General features: G+C 60.6%; 14 protein-coding genes. 10 read left to right on the top strand and 4 right to left on the bottom strand.

Features of this window, described 5'->3' with window-relative positions:
* Window positions 1–500: 500 nt before the first annotated feature.
* Complete coding sequence (locus tag ACZM22_RS07080; protein ID WP_489543569.1) at window positions 501–2,591, top strand: sodium-translocating pyrophosphatase; 2,091 nt, start codon at window positions 501–503, stop codon at window positions 2,589–2,591.
* An 81-nt stretch (window positions 2,592–2,672) separates the two neighbouring features.
* On the opposite strand, the gene ACZM22_RS07075 is transcribed toward ACZM22_RS07080, so the two are convergent.
* Window positions 2,673–3,098: a helix-turn-helix domain-containing protein gene (locus ACZM22_RS07075; protein WP_489543568.1), complete on the bottom strand. Its 426-nt coding sequence runs from the start codon at window positions 3,096–3,098 to the stop codon at window positions 2,673–2,675.
* Between the two features lie 171 nt (window positions 3,099–3,269).
* On the opposite strand from ACZM22_RS07075, the gene ACZM22_RS07070 reads away from it, so the two are divergent.
* From ACZM22_RS07070 to ACZM22_RS07060, 3 genes are all read left to right on the top strand, one after another.
* A complete protein-coding gene (locus ACZM22_RS07070; RefSeq protein ID WP_484424592.1) occupies window positions 3,270–3,968 on the top strand; it encodes a protein kinase domain-containing protein in 699 nt (232 codons plus the stop codon).
* A gap of 7 nt (window positions 3,969–3,975) precedes the next feature.
* Window positions 3,976–5,343: a hypothetical protein gene (locus ACZM22_RS07065; RefSeq protein ID WP_484424591.1), complete on the top strand. Its 1,368-nt coding sequence runs from the start codon at window positions 3,976–3,978 to the stop codon at window positions 5,341–5,343.
* Between the two features lie 192 nt (window positions 5,344–5,535).
* Entirely contained in the window at window positions 5,536–6,279 is a 744-nt protein-coding gene (locus ACZM22_RS07060; RefSeq protein ID WP_484424590.1) for a GntR family transcriptional regulator, read from the top strand.
* Between the two features lie 130 nt (window positions 6,280–6,409).
* Here the strand turns inward: ACZM22_RS07060 and ACZM22_RS07055 are convergent, their stop codons facing one another.
* Together ACZM22_RS07055 and ACZM22_RS07050 are read right to left on the bottom strand one after the other, a co-directional pair.
* Window positions 6,410–7,585 (bottom strand): pyridoxal phosphate-dependent aminotransferase, encoded by a 1,176-nt coding sequence (locus tag ACZM22_RS07055; protein ID WP_489543567.1) that lies wholly within the window; start codon window positions 7,583–7,585, stop codon window positions 6,410–6,412.
* Window positions 7,586–7,609: 24 nt separating this feature from the next.
* On the bottom strand, window positions 7,610–8,587 hold the full coding sequence (locus ACZM22_RS07050) for a C-terminal binding protein (RefSeq protein WP_489543566.1): 978 nt from the start codon (window positions 8,585–8,587) through the stop codon (window positions 7,610–7,612).
* 331 nt (window positions 8,588–8,918) lie between these two features.
* Here ACZM22_RS07050 and ACZM22_RS07045 point away from each other — a divergent pair, with 331 nt between their 5' ends.
* The 5 genes from ACZM22_RS07045 (at window position 8,919) to ACZM22_RS07025 (ending at window position 15,142) form a co-directional block, all read left to right on the top strand.
* The gene (locus ACZM22_RS07045) at window positions 8,919–10,559 is read left to right on the top strand and encodes an amidohydrolase (protein WP_489543565.1); all 1,641 of its coding nucleotides are present in this window, start codon (window positions 8,919–8,921) and stop codon (window positions 10,557–10,559) included.
* Between the two features lie 15 nt (window positions 10,560–10,574).
* Window positions 10,575–12,236 (top strand): M20/M25/M40 family metallo-hydrolase, encoded by a 1,662-nt coding sequence (locus tag ACZM22_RS07040; RefSeq protein ID WP_489543564.1) that lies wholly within the window; start codon window positions 10,575–10,577, stop codon window positions 12,234–12,236.
* An 88-nt stretch (window positions 12,237–12,324) separates the two neighbouring features.
* Window positions 12,325–13,362 carry a TRAP transporter substrate-binding protein gene (locus ACZM22_RS07035; protein WP_483267338.1) on the top strand — a complete coding sequence of 346 codons (1,038 nt, stop codon included), beginning with the start codon at window positions 12,325–12,327 and terminating at the stop codon, window positions 13,360–13,362.
* Window positions 13,363–13,377: 15 nt separating this feature from the next.
* On the top strand, window positions 13,378–13,875 hold the full coding sequence (locus ACZM22_RS07030) for a TRAP transporter small permease (protein ID WP_484438267.1): 498 nt from the start codon (window positions 13,378–13,380) through the stop codon (window positions 13,873–13,875).
* Window position 13,876: 1 nt separating this feature from the next.
* A complete protein-coding gene (locus ACZM22_RS07025; RefSeq protein ID WP_489543563.1) occupies window positions 13,877–15,142 on the top strand; it encodes a TRAP transporter large permease in 1,266 nt (421 codons plus the stop codon).
* 238 nt (window positions 15,143–15,380) lie between these two features.
* Here ACZM22_RS07025 and ACZM22_RS07020 read toward each other — a convergent pair whose 3' ends face one another.
* Window positions 15,381–15,635 (bottom strand): hypothetical protein, encoded by a 255-nt coding sequence (locus ACZM22_RS07020; protein WP_489543562.1) that lies wholly within the window; start codon window positions 15,633–15,635, stop codon window positions 15,381–15,383.
* A 140-nt stretch (window positions 15,636–15,775) separates the two neighbouring features.
* Between ACZM22_RS07020 and ACZM22_RS07015 the strand changes: the two genes are divergently transcribed.
* A complete protein-coding gene (locus ACZM22_RS07015; protein ID WP_489543561.1) occupies window positions 15,776–16,660 on the top strand; it encodes a LysR family transcriptional regulator in 885 nt (294 codons plus the stop codon).
* Window positions 16,661–16,701: the final 41 nt, after the last annotated feature.

Raw genomic sequence — 16,701 nt, 5'->3', positions numbered from 1 at the left:
TCTCCGAAAGCAGAGAAAGCGTTCGGCTATGCCGGACGCTTTCTCTGCCACGGTTTCCCGCGGCGTAAAATGTTGCAAAAATGCTTTGTGCAAAACGTCAACAACTTTGCAGGAAGACATGCGCGCCTGCGTGAAGATTCTAAAGAATATGCCAAAAAGAATTTTCTCCCATTTTCGGGAGATTTTTTTCTTTTTATACAAAAATAGTTGCATAAAAATTTTTTAAAAAATACAAATGGGAACAAATGCACAGGAGAAAATGACAGAAATATGTCAAACTTGTGTATAGAAGCGTTTTGCGGCGGAAAAAACAGGGGGATAACGGTCTATTTATACGAAAAAAGTTGTAGGCAAAATCACGGATGATTATCCATACTTTTTAAGACTACCTGAAAATTTGTATGAAAATTTGACGAGAAAATCAAAATTTTTTATAATGATAGACGGAACAAAAAAGTGAATATCCCCTGTAATGAGGGGGAGGAAAGAGGAAAACACACATGGAAAAGTATCTGGTCCTTGCCACATTCGTTGGCTCCGTCATCGCGCTTTTGTTTGCGCTTTTCACGGGAAAACGGGTACTGCGCTTTGAGGAGGGAACCCCTCTGATGAGCAAGATCTCCCGTTCGATCCGCGAAGGCGCCAACGCCTACCTGCGGCGGCAGTACACCGTCGTCGGTATTTTCTTCGCCTGCATGATCGTGGTGCTGTGCATCATGGCTGCCTGCCATCTGCTGACCTGGTTCGTGCCCTTCGCATTTCTGACCGGCGGCTTTTTCTCCGGTCTCAGCGGCTTCGTGGGCATGCGCATCGCGACCAAGTCCAACTGCCGCACCGCCAACGCCTGCCGCGAGGGGCTGAACAAGGGCCTGCGGGTGGCCTTCTCCGCCGGTTCCGTCATGGGCTTCACCGTGGTGGGCTTGGGCCTGTTTGACATCTCCGTCTGGTTTGCCCTGCTGCGCTTTGTGTTCAAGCTGGAGGCCGCCGACATCACCAGCGCCATGCTGACCTTCGGTATGGGCGCCAGCTCCATGGCTCTGTTTGCCCGTGTGGGCGGCGGTATCTTCACCAAGGCCGCCGACGTGGGCGCGGATCTGGTGGGCAAGGTGGAGGCCGGCATCCCCGAGGACGATCCCCGCAACCCTGCCGTCATTGCCGACAACGTGGGTGACAACGTGGGTGACGTGGCCGGTATGGGCGCGGATCTGTACGAGTCCTACGTGGGCTCCATCATCTCCGCCTCCGCGCTGGGCGTGGCGGCCTTCTCCAATCAGGCGTTCAAGGCTATGGCTATCCCCATGGTCATGGCGGCCGTGGGCATCCTGTGCTCCATCATCGGCTCCTTCTTCGTTAAGACGGAGGAGAATGCCGACCAGCGCACCCTTCTGAAGGCGCTGTCCCGCGGTACCAATCTGTCCGCCATCCTCATCGCCGTCATTTCCTTCTTCCTGGTGTGGGCTCTGCTGGGGCTGGAGCACTGGGGACTGTACGTGGCCATCCTGTCCGGTCTGGTGGCCGGTGTGCTCATCGGCAAGGCCACCGAGTACTACACCTCCGACACCTATAAGCCCACCCAGGAGCTGAGCGGCAAGAGCCAGACTGGTTCCGCTACCATCATCATCGGCGGTCTGGGCCTGGGCATGCTGTCCACCGCGCTGCCCATCCTCATCGTGGCGGTGTGCATCCTGCTGGCATTCTTCCTGTCCGGCGGCGGTACCAACGCCAGCATGGGCCTGTACGGCATCGCGCTGGCCGCCGTAGGCATGCTGAGTACGCTGGGCATCACCCTGGCCACCGATGCCTACGGCCCTGTGGCCGACAACGCCGGCGGCATCGCCGAGATGGCCGGTCTGGACCCTGAGGTTCGCAAGCGTACCGATGCACTGGACTCTCTGGGCAACACCACCGCCGCCACCGGCAAGGGCTTCGCCATCGGCTCCGCCGCCCTGACGGCCCTGGCCCTCATGGCCTCCTATATTGAGAAGGTCAAGGAGGTGGGCGCGGCGGATGTCACATTCAACGACTTCTCCCTGATGAACCCGCTGGTGCTGACAGGCTTGTTCATTGGCGCCTGCCTGCCCTTTGTGTTTGCCGCTCTGACCATGAATTCCGTGGGACGCGCGGCCCAGAGCGTGGTGCTGGAGGTGCGCCGCCAGTTCCGCGAGATCGCCGGCCTCATGGAGGGCAAGGCTGACCCCGACTACGCTCGCTGCGTGGACCTGTGTACCAAGGCCAGCTTGAAGGAGATGGTGCTGCCCACCGTCATCGCGGTGGTAACGCCCATCGTCGTGGGCATGGTGCTGGGCTATAAGGGCGTCGTGGGCCTGCTGGCCGGCGCCACCGTTACCGGCTTCCTGATGGCCATCTACATGGCCAACGCCGGCGGCGCGTGGGACAATGCCAAGAAGTACATCGAGGCGGGCAACTTCGGCGGCAAGGGCGGCGACTGCCACAAGGCCGGCGTGGTGGGCGACACCGTGGGCGACCCCTTCAAGGACACCTCCGGCCCCGCCATCAACATTCTCATCAAGCTGCTGAGCATGGTGTCCATTGTGTTCGCTGGCCTGATCGTGAACTATTCCATCTTCTGAGATCCCTTGGCCTGTGCCAAGCGATAGAGAACGCCGAAGCGCCCAGCCGAAAGGCTGGGCGCTCTGGTCTGCTGTATTGCGTCAAAGCAGTGTCTCTGCGCCGGCGGTGAACAGCGCGTCATTGATCTCCGGCAGCGTCAGGCTGTGGCTCAGGCCGAACAGCAGCACCGCGTCCCGCTTGTCCCGGGCGTACAGCGGCGCGTGGTGTGCCTGCTGCAAGAGACTCTGGGCCTCCTCTGCCGAGGCGCCCAGCCCGATGCACAGACACAGCAGCCGGTCGCGGGAGGGGGTGCGCCGTCCGGAGAACACCTGGTGGAGATAGACCTCGCTGATGCCGGAGGCCTTGGCCAGCGCGGATTTGCTCATGTCCTGCTGGTCAAACAGCATCTGCAGCCCGTGGGGCAGGTCGCCCTCGCGGAAGCAGGCGGAATTATCGGAGAGTACGCGGCTCAGATCGTTGGAGTCCATCAGCTCCTTCAAAAGCTGATCCGTATTTTTGCGTTTCATCACACATACCACCCTTATCTCTATGCTGCTTACCATTATAGACAAAATTCGCTGAAAAGACAATATGCGCGCTGCATAGTTGGCAAATTTCCTCATTTTTCTGCCCGCAGCTTTACAGATGGCGAGATTTCGGCTATACTGGTAAAAACCGCAAAGAAGGGGGGGACGGACATGTACGACGAGCTGCTGCGTGCCATGGAGCAGTATTTTGACGAGGTGAAGGTGCTGAAGCGGGGCGCCCGCGGCACGGTGACACTGGTGCGCCACCGGCAGACGGGGCAGCGTTACGTGTTCCGCCGCTTCGACGGCGCCGCTGATGTCTACCGGCGGCTGCTGACCGTGTCCAGCCCTTACCTGCCGCGGGTGGAGGAGGTGGCCGAGTCCCACGGCCGCGTGGCCGCGCTGGAGGAGTATGTTCAGGGCGACACCCTGCTGTATCTGCTGGAGGGCGGGCTGCTGGACTGGCCCGAGGCCCGCAAGGTAGCCCGCGACCTGTGCGCGGCGCTGTGGGTGCTGCACAGCATGGGCGCGGTACACCGCGATGTCAAGGAGAGCAACGTCATCCTGCGGGGCGGTGAGGCGGTGCTCATCGACTTTGACGCCTCCCGCATCATGAAGCCGGAGGTCCACAGCGACACGGTGATCCTGGGAACCACCGGCTATGCCGCGCCGGAGCAGTTCGGCCTGTCCCAGACCGATGGGCGGGCGGACATCTACTCTCTGGGCGTGCTGCTGAATGTGATGCTGACGGGACAGCACCCCTCCCGCCTGCTGGCGGAGGGCCATGCGGGGCGGATCGTCCGCCGCTGCACCATGATGAATCCAAATCAGCGGTTCCGCGATGTGCTGGAACTGCGGGACGCTTTGTGAGGTAGCTGTGGAGAATCGGAAAAAATGTATCAAATGCGGCGCGTTGCTGCCGCAGGAGGCGTCCTTCTGCCCCTGCTGCACCGCCAGCCAGCTGGCACGGGAGCCTATGTCCCCGCCCCGCAGCGAAAAGCGCCGCGGGGCGCTGGCCTGCGCGGTGCTGCTGGTGGTGCTGCTGGGAGCGGTACTGTGGGCGACCCTCGGCGGCCGCGCTGCCCAGACTCCGCCCCGGACCGACGGTGCCCAGGCGCTGGAGCCCGCCGATCCAACGGAGCCTACCGGCCTTTCCGGCAACTACCAGAGCGGCGACTGCCAGACCTGGTACGACGGCGCAGATGGGCGGATGTACCACCTGTACGTCTGCTTCAGCCCTCAGTCCAACGGCGGCGGGGCTCCCGCCAGCCACCGCTCGGAGCTGCTTCCGGCCGACGCGTCCGGTACCAGCCCGCTCTGCCTGTTCGTGGAGGACGCGGAGGACCCCTCTCTGGACGTGCGGGAGGATTTCAGTGCCCTGCTGGCCTACCACACGGTGGAGGCCGTGGCTGCCGAGGGCAGCGATACCTGCACCATCCTGGGGGAGACGGATTCCTATTACAACGCGGGGGTCCTGCTGGCCCACGAGCATGAGGTCACCAGTGCCTGCACCTATAATGACATCATCTGGACGCTGCACATGAAGACCGGCGACAAGATCACCCTCCGCCAGGTGGAGGAATGCAGCGAAAAGCAGCGCCGTACCGTCAGCTGGGAGGATACCCCCATGGACACCACGGCGGATCTGCAGGCGCTGCTGGACGATCTGACGCTGAACCTGGACGCGGAGACGGAACTGGTGGTGGAACTGCCCAACGTGACCTACACGGAGCCGCTGACCATCCGCCGCGCCATGACGCTGCAGGCTCACGCGGACGGCACGGAGTTCACCGCCCCCATCACGGTGAACCATATGGCATACAGCGAGGTCACGGACATCCACGTAGTGCTGTCGGGCCTGCGCCTTTGCGGCGCGGGGGACATGACCGGTACCGGCGTCACCGCCAAGGCCCCTACTTACCTGAACAACTGCTGGATCACCAACTGGGATGTAGGCGCGCTGGCGGCGGACGGCGGCTGGATCTGGGTGGAGAAAAGCAGCTTCACCCGCAACGCCACGGCTCTGCGCATCGACACCACGGAGAGCTCCTCCTGGGGCAGTGATCTCCACGGCGGGAACTTTATCCGCAACGGTACGGCGCTGGATATCCAACGCATGCCCGGGGACTGGATGACCTACTACGTACACAACAGCACCTTTACCGACAACGACACAGTGATCGCCGGCCCTCTGGCGGATCAAGTCCGGCTGGAGGACGGCAACTATGTGCAGCAGAGCGCCTGAGCAAAAAAAGGACATCCGCCCTGTGCGGATGTCCTTTTTTCACCCGCTCTGCCCCTGCTGCGCGATTTTTAGTCTGCCCCTTGTGCCGCGCCCCGCGGTATGATATACTTTAACCGTTACCATACAACGATTATCATTGATCGGCGGACGGGCCCTGCGGCCTGCCGCCGCCGGAGAAATAAGGAAGGCGACATGGACGAAAGGGAAGAGATGACCGTGGAGGTCATGTACGGCAGCAAGACGAAACAGGCCTACGAGCTGATCAAACAGAAGATACTGATGCTGGAGTATGCCCCGGGTCAGCCCCTGCGGGAGCTGGAGCTCAGCGAGCAGCTTTCCATGAGCCGCACGCCCATCCGCGCCGCCATCGAGCGGCTGGTGGCGGACTGCTTCGTGGACGAGACGGCGGGCAAGCGCACCGTGGTGTCCGGCGTCTCGGTGGACAACTTTGTGGAGCTGTACGAGGTCCGTGAGGCCATGGAGATGCTGTGCGTCTCGCTGGCGGCCTACGCCTGGCAGGACCACAGCCAGATCGACGCCGCCCGTGATCTGGTGGACCGCCAGTTTGAGCTGGCGACCCAGACGCCGGTGGATTCCCAGGCTGTGCAGGCGGTGGACCGCGAGTTCCACCGCGCCCTGGCCCACCTGTCCGGCAACCGCCTGCTGGAGCGGGAGACGGTGTGGATCTACGACCTGTGCCTGCGCTACATCTTCTACTCCATGCACATGAACTGGTCCGCCCGCATCGCTCAGGAACACAGGGACATCCTGGGCGCCATCGAGCGCCGCGACAGCCAGCTGGCCCAGGCCCACGTCCGCAACCACCTGTCCAAGGTGAAGGACGCGGTGCTGATGGGCCTCGCCAAGGGCTTCGACCCCTCGGTGGAGCTGCGGAACGCGCGGGAGGGCTATACCATTCGTCCCCACGGCGAGTGAGCGGCGGCATATACCGGCAAAAAAGCGCCCCGCCGGACCGAAACGGTCTGGCGGGGCGCTTTTTTTATCTCCGACCGGCGCAGGTGGTGTGGGAGGTAAACCACAAGGGGGGGACGCCGGCGCAGCGTATTTACAGCTCCTGATCGATCTGATGCAGGATGGAGATAGCCTTCTGCAGCACCTCCATGGAGGAGGCGTAGGACAGACGCACATAACCTTCACCGTTGCGGCCGAAGGCGGTGCCCGGGATGGTGGCGAGACGGTACTTATCGATAGCGTAGGCGCAGAACTCATCGGCGGTCATGCCGGACTTCTTGATGTTCATGAAGATGTAGAACGCGCCCTCCGGCTTCTTGCAGCTGAAGTGCTGCATCTTGTTGATCTCCTCCACCAGATAGTCGCGGCGGCGCTTGAACTCCTGCCGCATCCGCTCAATAGAGCCGTCCTCCTCCAGCAGGCCCGCCACACCGGCGTACTGCACGAAGGTGGTGGCGCCGGCGGTCATGTAGAAGGACAGCCGGTTCATAGGCTCGATCATGTTCTCCGGCGCGGCGATGTAGCCCAGACGCCAGCCGGTCATGGCCATACTCTTGGAGAAGCCGTTGAGCACGATGGAGCGCTCCTTCATGCCGGGCAGAGAGGCGATGCTCACCAGCTCCTGCTCATCATCGTATACAAAGCGGTCGTAGATCTCGTCGCTGAGCACCAGCAGATCGTGCTCCCTGGCGATGGCGGCGATGGCCTCCAGCGAGGCGCGGCTCAGCACGCCGCCGGTGGGGTTGCTGGGAGAGACGATGACCAGCATCTTCGTCTTATCGGTGACGAGGGAGCGGATCTGGTCCACATCCACCTGATAGTCGTTCTCCTCCAGCAGGTCGTACTTCTTGATGACGGCCCCCGCGATGTTGGGGATCTCGGAATAGGTCAGATACACGGGATCGGGCACCAGCACCTCATCCCCGGGATTCAGGGTGCTCAGCAGCGCCACGAACATACCCTGCGCCACACCGGTGGTGACGGAGATCTCGCTGGGCGTGTAGTGCAGGCCGTTCTCCTTTTCCAGCTTCTGGCAGACAGCCTCCTTCAGCTCCTGAATGCCGGAACCATCGGTATAGCGGGTCTTGCCCTCGTCCAGCGCCTTCTTGCAGGCATCGATGATATACTGGGGCGTGTCAAAATCGGGCTGGCCCAGAGTCAGGGCGGTGACGGGGATGCCCTGCGCCGCCAGCTCGGCGCACTTGCCGAACACCACGCGGGTGCCGGATACATGCAGATTTTCCAGCCGATGTGCCTGTTTGAATTCCATAAAATGCTCCTCCTTCAGTTCTCGTTACTTCTGTACGTTGTTGCCGCCCGGTACAAAGACGCACTTGTCGTAGTTGCCGGTGAAATAGTTGCGGATGTCGGCGCAGCACTGGAGCCGGCCATCCCGCGCGGACTCCTGGGAATAGAACGCCACGTGGGGCGTCAGGATCACGTTGTCCCGATTGGCCAGGGGATGGGTGTTCAGGTCGGGGTACTCGTCGGTGAGCACGTCCAGATAGGCGTAGGAGATCTTACCGCTGTCGATGGCGTCGATCATCTCCTGCTCTACCACCACGCCGCCGCGGGCGGAGTTGATGAACACCAGGTGGTCGGGGATCTCGTCAAACAGCTCCTTGCCGATGAGGTGCTCCGTGCCTTCGATCAGAGGCACGTGGAGGCTGATGTAGTCGGACTCACGGAACAGGGTCTTCATATCCACCATGGTGACGCCGTACTGGTCGCCGATAGACTGGTCAATATAGGGGTCTGCCGCCAGAATGCGCACACCGAAGCCGGACAGGTTCTTGGCCACCAGACGGGCGATCTGGCCGAAGCCCGCCAGACCAACGGTCTCCGCGTTGAAGCGGTGAATGTCGGGGCATACGGAGTAGTCCCACTTTTTGTCCCGCCGCACACTGCGGTCGTAGGCGAACAGCCGCTTGTTGTGGGCCAGGATGCAGGCCGTCACGTAGTCTGCCACATCAATGGAGAAGGCACTGCGCAGGTGGGTGACGGAGATGCCGCGGGCCTTGGCGGCCTCCAGATCCACATAATTGTATCCCATGCTCTTGCAGGCGATGAGCTTCAGCTTGGGCAGGGAGTTGATGACCCGTGCGGTCAGCGGCTCGAAGATGCCCATGACGGCGTCGGCGTCCTGACAATACTTGATGATATCGTCCTCGGTGGAGCAGACGTGCTCCTCCACCTCGCACACGCCCTTCAGCGCTTCCTGCTCCAGTCCGAGGCCATCTTTATAATTGAACATGCGCACAGCTTTGTACATACCAAAATCCTCCAGAACAAAAAATTGGATACAATGATTATAGTGGCGGTATACAGCTCCGTCAAGCTGTGAAAACCAACATATGGCAATCCTGCGATTTCATTTCAAGAAACTATTTGCGCGCAAACCACACCGTAAAAGTAATAAAATACACGATTTATTGAACAACGTATCGTAAAAATGGCGGATGCATAATTAGCAATCTTTTAACAAACTTACAAAAGAATACAAAACTTTTGGTGCTAAACGCCAAAAATGGCCGCGCTATATTGCATACAATTGTTGACGATGCTATAATGACGCCAATGTCACTGCTGCATAGGAGGTTTATATGAAGCAGACCGATCTGATTTTGAAAAACGGCGTGATATACACCATGGCCCGGGAGGGCGACGTGGTGGAGGCATTGGCCGTGCGTGACGGTAAGATTGTATACACGGGTACCACGGAGGAGGTGCTGGGCGCCTGCGAAGCGCCGCAGGTGGTGGATCTGGCGGGCAAGACCATGCTCCCGGGCATGGGTGATTCCCACCTCCACTTCTTTGCCTACTGTCAGACCCACACCACCGTGGACCTGGGCGGCTGTACCAGCAAGGCGGAGGCCATCGGCAAGCTGGCTGCCCGGGCAGCGGAGACCCCCAAGGGCCAGTGGATCAAAGGCTCCAACTTCGACGAGTCCAAGTGGGACGCCGACAACGACCACCTGCCCACCAAAGCGGATCTGGACCTGGTGAGTCCGGACCACCCCGTGATGATGAAGCGCGTGTGTCTGCATACCGCCGTGGCCAACACCGCGGCGCTGGCCGCCGCCGGTATCGGCAAGGGCTATGAATTCGGCCCCGGCGGTCTGGTGGAGCTGGACGCGGACGGCATGCCCAACGGCATCCTGCGGGAGCAGGCCACCAAGATCTTCGACGAGCTGATCCCCGACCCCGCCAAGATCCCCGAGGTCAAGGAGAAGATCATGCGCGAGGCGCTGGCGGAGGCCTCCAGTCAGGGTCTCACCACCGTCCACACCTACGCCGCGGACATCTGGAAGTACACTGAGGATCCCGAGGACTACCTGCTTCTGGACCGCAAGGGGCAGCTGCCCCTGCGTGTGGTGATCTATCTGGATACCCTCTATCAGAAGCCCTACCTGACCCGCAGGGAGATGGACGATCCCTATCACAAGGTGTGCTACGGCGGCCACAAGATCTTCTCCGATGGCTCGCTGGGCTCCCGCTCCGCCAAGCTGCTGGTACCGTACAGCGATGCGCCCGATACCGATGGCATCCTGGTCCAGAGCCAGCAGGAGCTGAACGAGCACATGCTCAAAGCCTATGAGATGGGACTCCAGCCTGCCACCCACTGCATCGGCGACAAGGGTCTGGACTGCGTGCTCACCGCCATCGAGTACACACTGGAGAAGAGCCGTGAGCACGGCATGACAGCCCGGGAGCAGGCGGACCGCGACCCGTTCCGCATTATCCACGCCCAGATGGCCACCGACGACATGATCCGCCGCATGCAGAAGCTGCCGGTGGTGCTGGATCTGCAGCCGGTTTTTCTGGAGACGGATATGCACTGGGCTGTGGAGCGCATCGGCCCTGAGCGGGCGGCGTACAGCTACCGCTGGGAGACGTACCGCAAGGCCGGACTGATCCTCACCGGCGGCTCCGACTGCCCCGTGGAGCCCTTCTCTCCATGGCTGAACATCTACACCGCCGTGGCCCGCAAGGACTTCCACCGCTGCCCCGAGGGCGGCTACCAGCCGGAGGAAAAGATGAGCGTCTACGACGCTGTATGCATGTTCACCAAGAACCTGCATTACGCCGCCGGACAGGACGCGGTGCTGGGCACGCTGGAGCCCGGCAAGTTCGCCGACATGGTAGTCATCGACCGCGACATTTTCAAGATCCCCGCCGACGAGATCATGGATATCCAGGTGGAAAAGACGTATCTGGCCGGCCGCGAAGTATACAGCAAATAAAAAAGGAGACAGCATATGAAACTGGATTGCTTTGAGGAGGTCAAGCGCCTCACTTCCGAGATGGTGGCCATCCCCAGCATCAACAAAGAACCCCATGGCGAGACGGCGGTGGCCCGCTACGTGTACAACTATTTCATGGATCTGCCCTATTTCAAGGCCCATCCGGAGCAGGTGATGTGCTTCCAGACCAAGGACGACTTTGTGGAGCGCCACTCCACCCTGGCTTACGTCAAGGGCACCAAGGGTACCTCCAACCGCACCGTGATCCTCATCGGCCACATCGACACCGTGGGCGTGGACGATTTCGGCACCATCCGCGAGTACGCCTTCAAGACCGACGAGCTGCCTCAGAAGCTGAAGGAGACCTTCTCCCTGACGCCGGAGGTACTGGCGGACATTGAGTCCGGCGACTATATGTTCGGCCGCGGCGCTCTGGATATGAAGTCCGGCGTGGCCGGCCACATGTACCTTGTCAAGTACTTCTCCGAGCACCCCGAGGAGCTGGACGGCAATCTGGTCCAGATCGCCGAGTGTGACGAGGAGGACAACTCCCACGGCATCATCACCGCCATCGACTACCTGCTGGACCTGAAGAAGAAGGAGCACTTCGAGTACGTGGCCTGCATCAACGCCGACTACTCCACCAACTACATGCCCGGCGACGAGAACCGCTACATCTACTACGGCAGCATCGGCAAGCTGCTGCCCTGCTTCGTGGCGCTGGGCAAGGAATCCCACGTGGGCTCCGCCTTCAATGCCTTCGACCCCAACCTGCTGATCGCCGAGGTCACACGCCGCATGTCCCTGAACACCGACCTGTGCGACATCGCCCAGGGCGAGGTGACCATCCCGCCCATCTCTCTGAAGCAGGCGGACACCAAGGATGGCTACACCGTCCAGACGGCGCTGACCGCCTTCTCCTACTACAACTTCTTCACCCACGGCATGAGCCCCGACGTGGTGCTGGAAAAGAGCCGTCAGGTGGGTGTGGACGCCTTCGACAGCGTGGTGGCCTACCTCAACGAACAGTACGAGAAGTACTGCTCCCTCAGCGGCGTGCCCTACACGAAGCTGCCGTGGAAGACCCGCGTGTATACGTGGAAGGAGTTCTATAACGAGGCTGCGGAGCGTCACGGCCAGCCCTTCAAGGATGCCATCGCCGCCTTTGCCGAGAACCTCCAGCGCGAGCAGCCCGCCATGGACCTGCGCTACTTCAGTCTGGCCGTGGTGGAGGAGGTCTGGAAGTGGTACGAGGACAAATCCCCCGCGCTGGTCCTGTTCTTCGGCTCCGTGTTCAGCGCCCGCATCGAGATGACCGGCAAGACCGAGAAGGAGCGCGCACTGCTGGACGCCGTGGAGGGTGCGGTGGAGAAGCTCCGCCCCGAGGCCCAGCGCCAGATCAAGACCCGCATGTTCTACCCCTACATCTCCGACTCCAGCTTCATGGCCCTGTGCGACACACGGGAGTCCTTCGACGCCGTGGCGGAGAACATGCCCTCCTGGAAGGTGAAGTACTTCCACGATGTGGACAAGATCCTGGAGATCAACGTACCCGTGGTGAATATCGGCGCCTTCGGCCGCGACGGGCACATGCTCACCGAGCGCGTGGATATGCTCCAGACCTTCCGCAACGTGCCCAACATCTCCTACGAGGCCATCGTGTCCATGCTCAGCTGAGCGCCCCCAATTGCCCGTGTGCAGCGGGCTTTGCCCGATGAAATAGCACAAAGAGAGAACCACAAAATTGAGGAACGGAGGAAAAAACGTGAGCAGTAAAGCAAAAGGCGTCGTTGCCCTGATCCTTGTTGTTGCCGTTCTGGCCAACGTCGGCATCTTCGCCAAAATGTCTTACAACAAGACCCACACTGCGCAGGAAACCATCGTGTTCCGCGTAGGCGACACCGTCGCATCTGACCACCCCATTTCCCAGGCACTCTACATGTTTGAAGAGGAGCTGGAGCGTATCTCCAACGGCCGATTCGATGTCCGCGTGTATATCAACTCCGCGTTGGGCGGCGACCGGCAGCAGACCGAGAGCGTCATCCTCGGCTACATGCAGGGCAACACCCCTCCCACGTCCGTGCTGGCGGGCTTCGATACCCGCTTCATGGTGGTGGACCTGCCCTTCGTATTCAAGAGCGGCGAAGCGGCCATGAAGACCCTCAACGGCGACCTTGGCAAGGAGCTTGACCCCATTCTGGAGGGTCTGGGCCTCCACGCCATGGGCTGGACCGAGTCCGGCTACCGCCACATTACCACCAACAACATCGAGGCCACCAGCCCCGAAGCCCTGAAGGGCCTGTCCATCCGCACGCAGGAGAACCCCATTCACATGGCCTCCTTCCAGGCCTGGGGCGCCAGCCCCACGCCCATGGCGTTCTCTGAGCTGTTCACCGCCCTGCAGCAGGGCGCTGTGGACGCCGAGGAGAACCCCCTGGCCGTCATCACCGCCAACCGCCTGTACGAGGTGCAGAACACCGTGACCCTCACCGGCCACTTCTACACCGCCGGTATCTTCAACATCAACAAGGACTTCTACGAGTCCTTGGAGGGTCAGGACAAGGAATGGTTCGATGAGGCATCTGAGCACTTCGTCCAGAACCTGACCCAGCTGATCCGCGATGCGCAGGAGGGTTACATCCAGCTGCTGAAGGACAACGGCATCAACGTGGTGGAGGTCACCTCCGAGCAGAAGGACGCCTTCATCGAGTCCGCTGCCTCCGTGTACGACCTGTTCATTGAGAAGTACGGCGGCACACAGGAACTGATCGACCTTGCCATGAAGTACAACGATGACTTTTAAGGAGAGGTGAGAGAAATGAGAGCTTGGAAATTTATTGAAAAGAACTTCGAAAAGTGGTTCCTCATCATCTCCCTGGTGGCCATGGTGCTGATCATCTTCATGCAGGTGGTGCTCCGCTGGTTCCACGCCGCCACTGTCTGGGCTGAGGAGCTGGCCCGTTACATCATGCTCTATCAGGTCTGGATCGGCGCGTCCTACGCCGTCCGCGAGGACGCCCACATCCGTATCACCGCGCTGATCGGCAAGCTCACCGGCAATAAGCGCCGTGTGTCCGAGACCGTGGTGCTGACCCTGTGGCTCATCTTCGCCCTGTGGCTCACCGTGGAGGGTGTCCTTCTGGTGAAGGAGATCGCCATCATGGGTCAGGTGTCCTCCGCCATGCGTATCCCCATGACCATTCCCTACGCCTCTGTGCCTCTGGGCGGCGCGCTGATGAGCATCCGTCTGGTGCAGAAGCTGATCCAGGGCATGAAAGACGGCCCCCAAGAGGAGATCAAGGAGGAGGTAGCCTGATATGTTAGCTATTTTGATCATCTGCCTGGTCATCTTCGGAGCGATCAGCCTTCCCATCGGCATCGCCATGGGCCTTGCCACCATGCTGTGTCTGGTGTTTGCCACCAATATCGACCCCATTATGGTGGCGCAGAACGCCTTCGCCGGCATCGACAGCTTCTCTCTGATGGCCATCCCCTTCTTCATGCTGGCCGGCAACTTCATGCGCTACGGCGGTATCTCCAAGCGCCTGCTGGATCTGGCTGACAACATCGTCGGCTTCTTCACCGGCGGTCTGGGCGCCATCACCACCTTTACCGCCATGTTCTACGCCGCCATCTCCGGCTCCGGCCCCGCCACCGTGTCCGCCATCGGTTCCTTCATGATCCCCGAGATGGAGGAGAAGGGCTACGACAAGGGCTACGCCACGGCGCTGTCTGCGGCAGCCGGTACCATCGGCGTCATCATTCCCCCGTCCATCCCCTTCGTCATCTACGGCGTGGCCACCGGCACCTCCATCGGCGATATGTTCAAGGCCGGTGTCATCCCCGGCCTGCTGATGGGTCTGGCACTGATGCTCTACAACTGGGCGACCAGTAAGAAGTACGGCTGGAAGGGCAACGGCCGCCGGTTCAACTTCAAGGCGCTGGGCAAGTCCTTCATCGACTCCTTCTGGGCGATCCTCAGCCCCGTCATCATCCTGGGCGGTATCTACGGCGGATTCTTCACCCCCACCGAGGCTGCTGCCGTCTCCTGCGTCTACACCTTCATCATCGGTACCTTCGTCTACAAGGAGATCCACTGGAAGGAATTCGTGGACTGCATGAAGGACACCGTCGTCATCGCCGGTGCCACCTCCTTCATCGTGGGTATGTCCACCAGCTTCGCCTACGTCATGACGCTGGAGCAGGTCCCCGAGACCCTGTCCGCCTTCATTCTGGGCATCAGCGACAACAAGATCATCATCCTGCTGCTGATGAACGTGTTCCTGCTGGTGGTGGGTATGTTCATGGACAACATCTCCAGCTGCACCATCCTGGCTCCCATCCTGCTGCCTGTGGCGGTGGCGCTGGGTGTCAACCCCGTCCACTTCGGTATCGTCATGACCATGAACCTGGCCATTGGCTTCATCACCCCGCCCTACGGCGTCAACCTGTTCGTGGGCTCCTCCGTGGCCCACATCCCGTTCGAGCGGATCGTCAAGTGGATCTGGCCGTTCATTGGCGTCATCATCGCGGTGCTGATGCTGACCACCTATATCCCGCAGCTGTCCCTGCTGCTGGTGTAAGCGCACTTACCCCATATCCTCACGGGCTGCGGCCCGCCGAAGATAATATGTTCCGTATCGGGAAGCAGGCTGCGGCGATGACCGCAGCCTGCTTCGCGTTCCGCGCCCTGTGCGCCGCGGCCTTCACCGCGCCGCAGGGACCATCATCTGCATAAAAAAAGAACACCGTGCCGCAGACACGGTGTTCTTCTTTTGTGGTATCACCCACATGGAAAAGAAAAGTAGGGAAAAATGCAGTTTATTTGGTCTGCAGCCGGTTCTCTTTGTCCCAGCTGGAGATATCCAGATTGCGGTACTGCCGGCGCAGACGGGGCAGCTCCGCCTCGGCGTCGTTGCCCATCGCCACGATGCGGTTCACCGCGGCAATATCGGCGGCGGGCATGCTCACATCGCTGTCCGTCCCGCAGGTGGCGCAGTGATAAGTCTTGCCGTCGAAGGAAACATCGCTGCTGCCGCAGACAGCGCAGCGGATCATTTTCGTTACCAGAGCCATAGTTCATTACCTCCATATTTTTCACAGATCTTGTTGATGATATGATAGTATCACAGAATTCGCTATTTGTAAAACGCATTATTGTACTTGCAACTATGAGTAAAAGTATGATAGAATGGCGGCAGAAAGGGAGGTGCGACATGAGCATATCCAAGTACCAGATGTTTCTCAAGACCGCGGCTTGCGGCAACTTTTCCAAGGCGGCGGAGGCCATGAACTTCACCCAATCCGGCGTCAGTCACGCGGTGCAGTCGCTGGAGGAGGAGCTTGGAGTCACACTGCTGAGCCGCAACCGCGGCGGCGTAGTGCTGACGGCGGACGGGCGGGCCCTGCTGCCTCAGATCGAGGAGCTCTGCGCGGCCCACCGCGCCCTGATGCAGTCCGCCGCCAGCCTGCGGGGCGTGGACACCGGCCTTGTGAAGGTGGCCACGTTCTCCAGTGTCTCCGCCCAGTGGCTGCCCTCCATCCTCAAGAGCTTCGGCGAGATCTACCCCAACATCGAGTTTGACGTGATCACCAGCGACTTCTACGAGCAGGTGGAGGAGTGGATCCTGAAGGGCACCGTGGACTGCGGCTTCCTGCGCCTGCCCTCCGTGAAGCGCCTCCATACCTACGCCCTGCACCAGGACGTGCTCCAGATCATCCTGCCCTGCGACCATCCTCTGGCCGGCAGAGACCCTTTCCCCACGGAGGCGCTGGCCACGGAGCCCTTCATCCAGCTGGAGGAGGGCGAGGACTACGAGATACGCGCCGCCTTCGATGAGATGGGCGTGCGCCCCCACGTCAAGTACACAGCACGTGAGGACCGGACCATTCTGGCCATGGTGTCCAAGGGGTTGGGCATCAGCCTGCTGCCGGAGCTGATGGTCCGCCACAGCCCCTATCCGGTGACGGCCTGCCGCCCGCCCATGACGTTTTACCGCAACATCGGCATCGCGGTGAAGGATGAGAAAGCCCTTTCCGCCTCCACGCAGCGCTTCGTGTCGTATGTCCGCGGCTGGGTGGAGCAGAACGGCGCGAAATAAGGAAAACAATAAGGATGCGGCGGCCATTCGGCCGCCGCGTC

The sequence above is a fragment of the Vescimonas sp. genome (assembly GCF_057856985.1).
The sequence above is the reverse complement of the archived record's forward strand: the minus strand, read 5'-3'. Positions and strand labels throughout refer to the sequence as shown.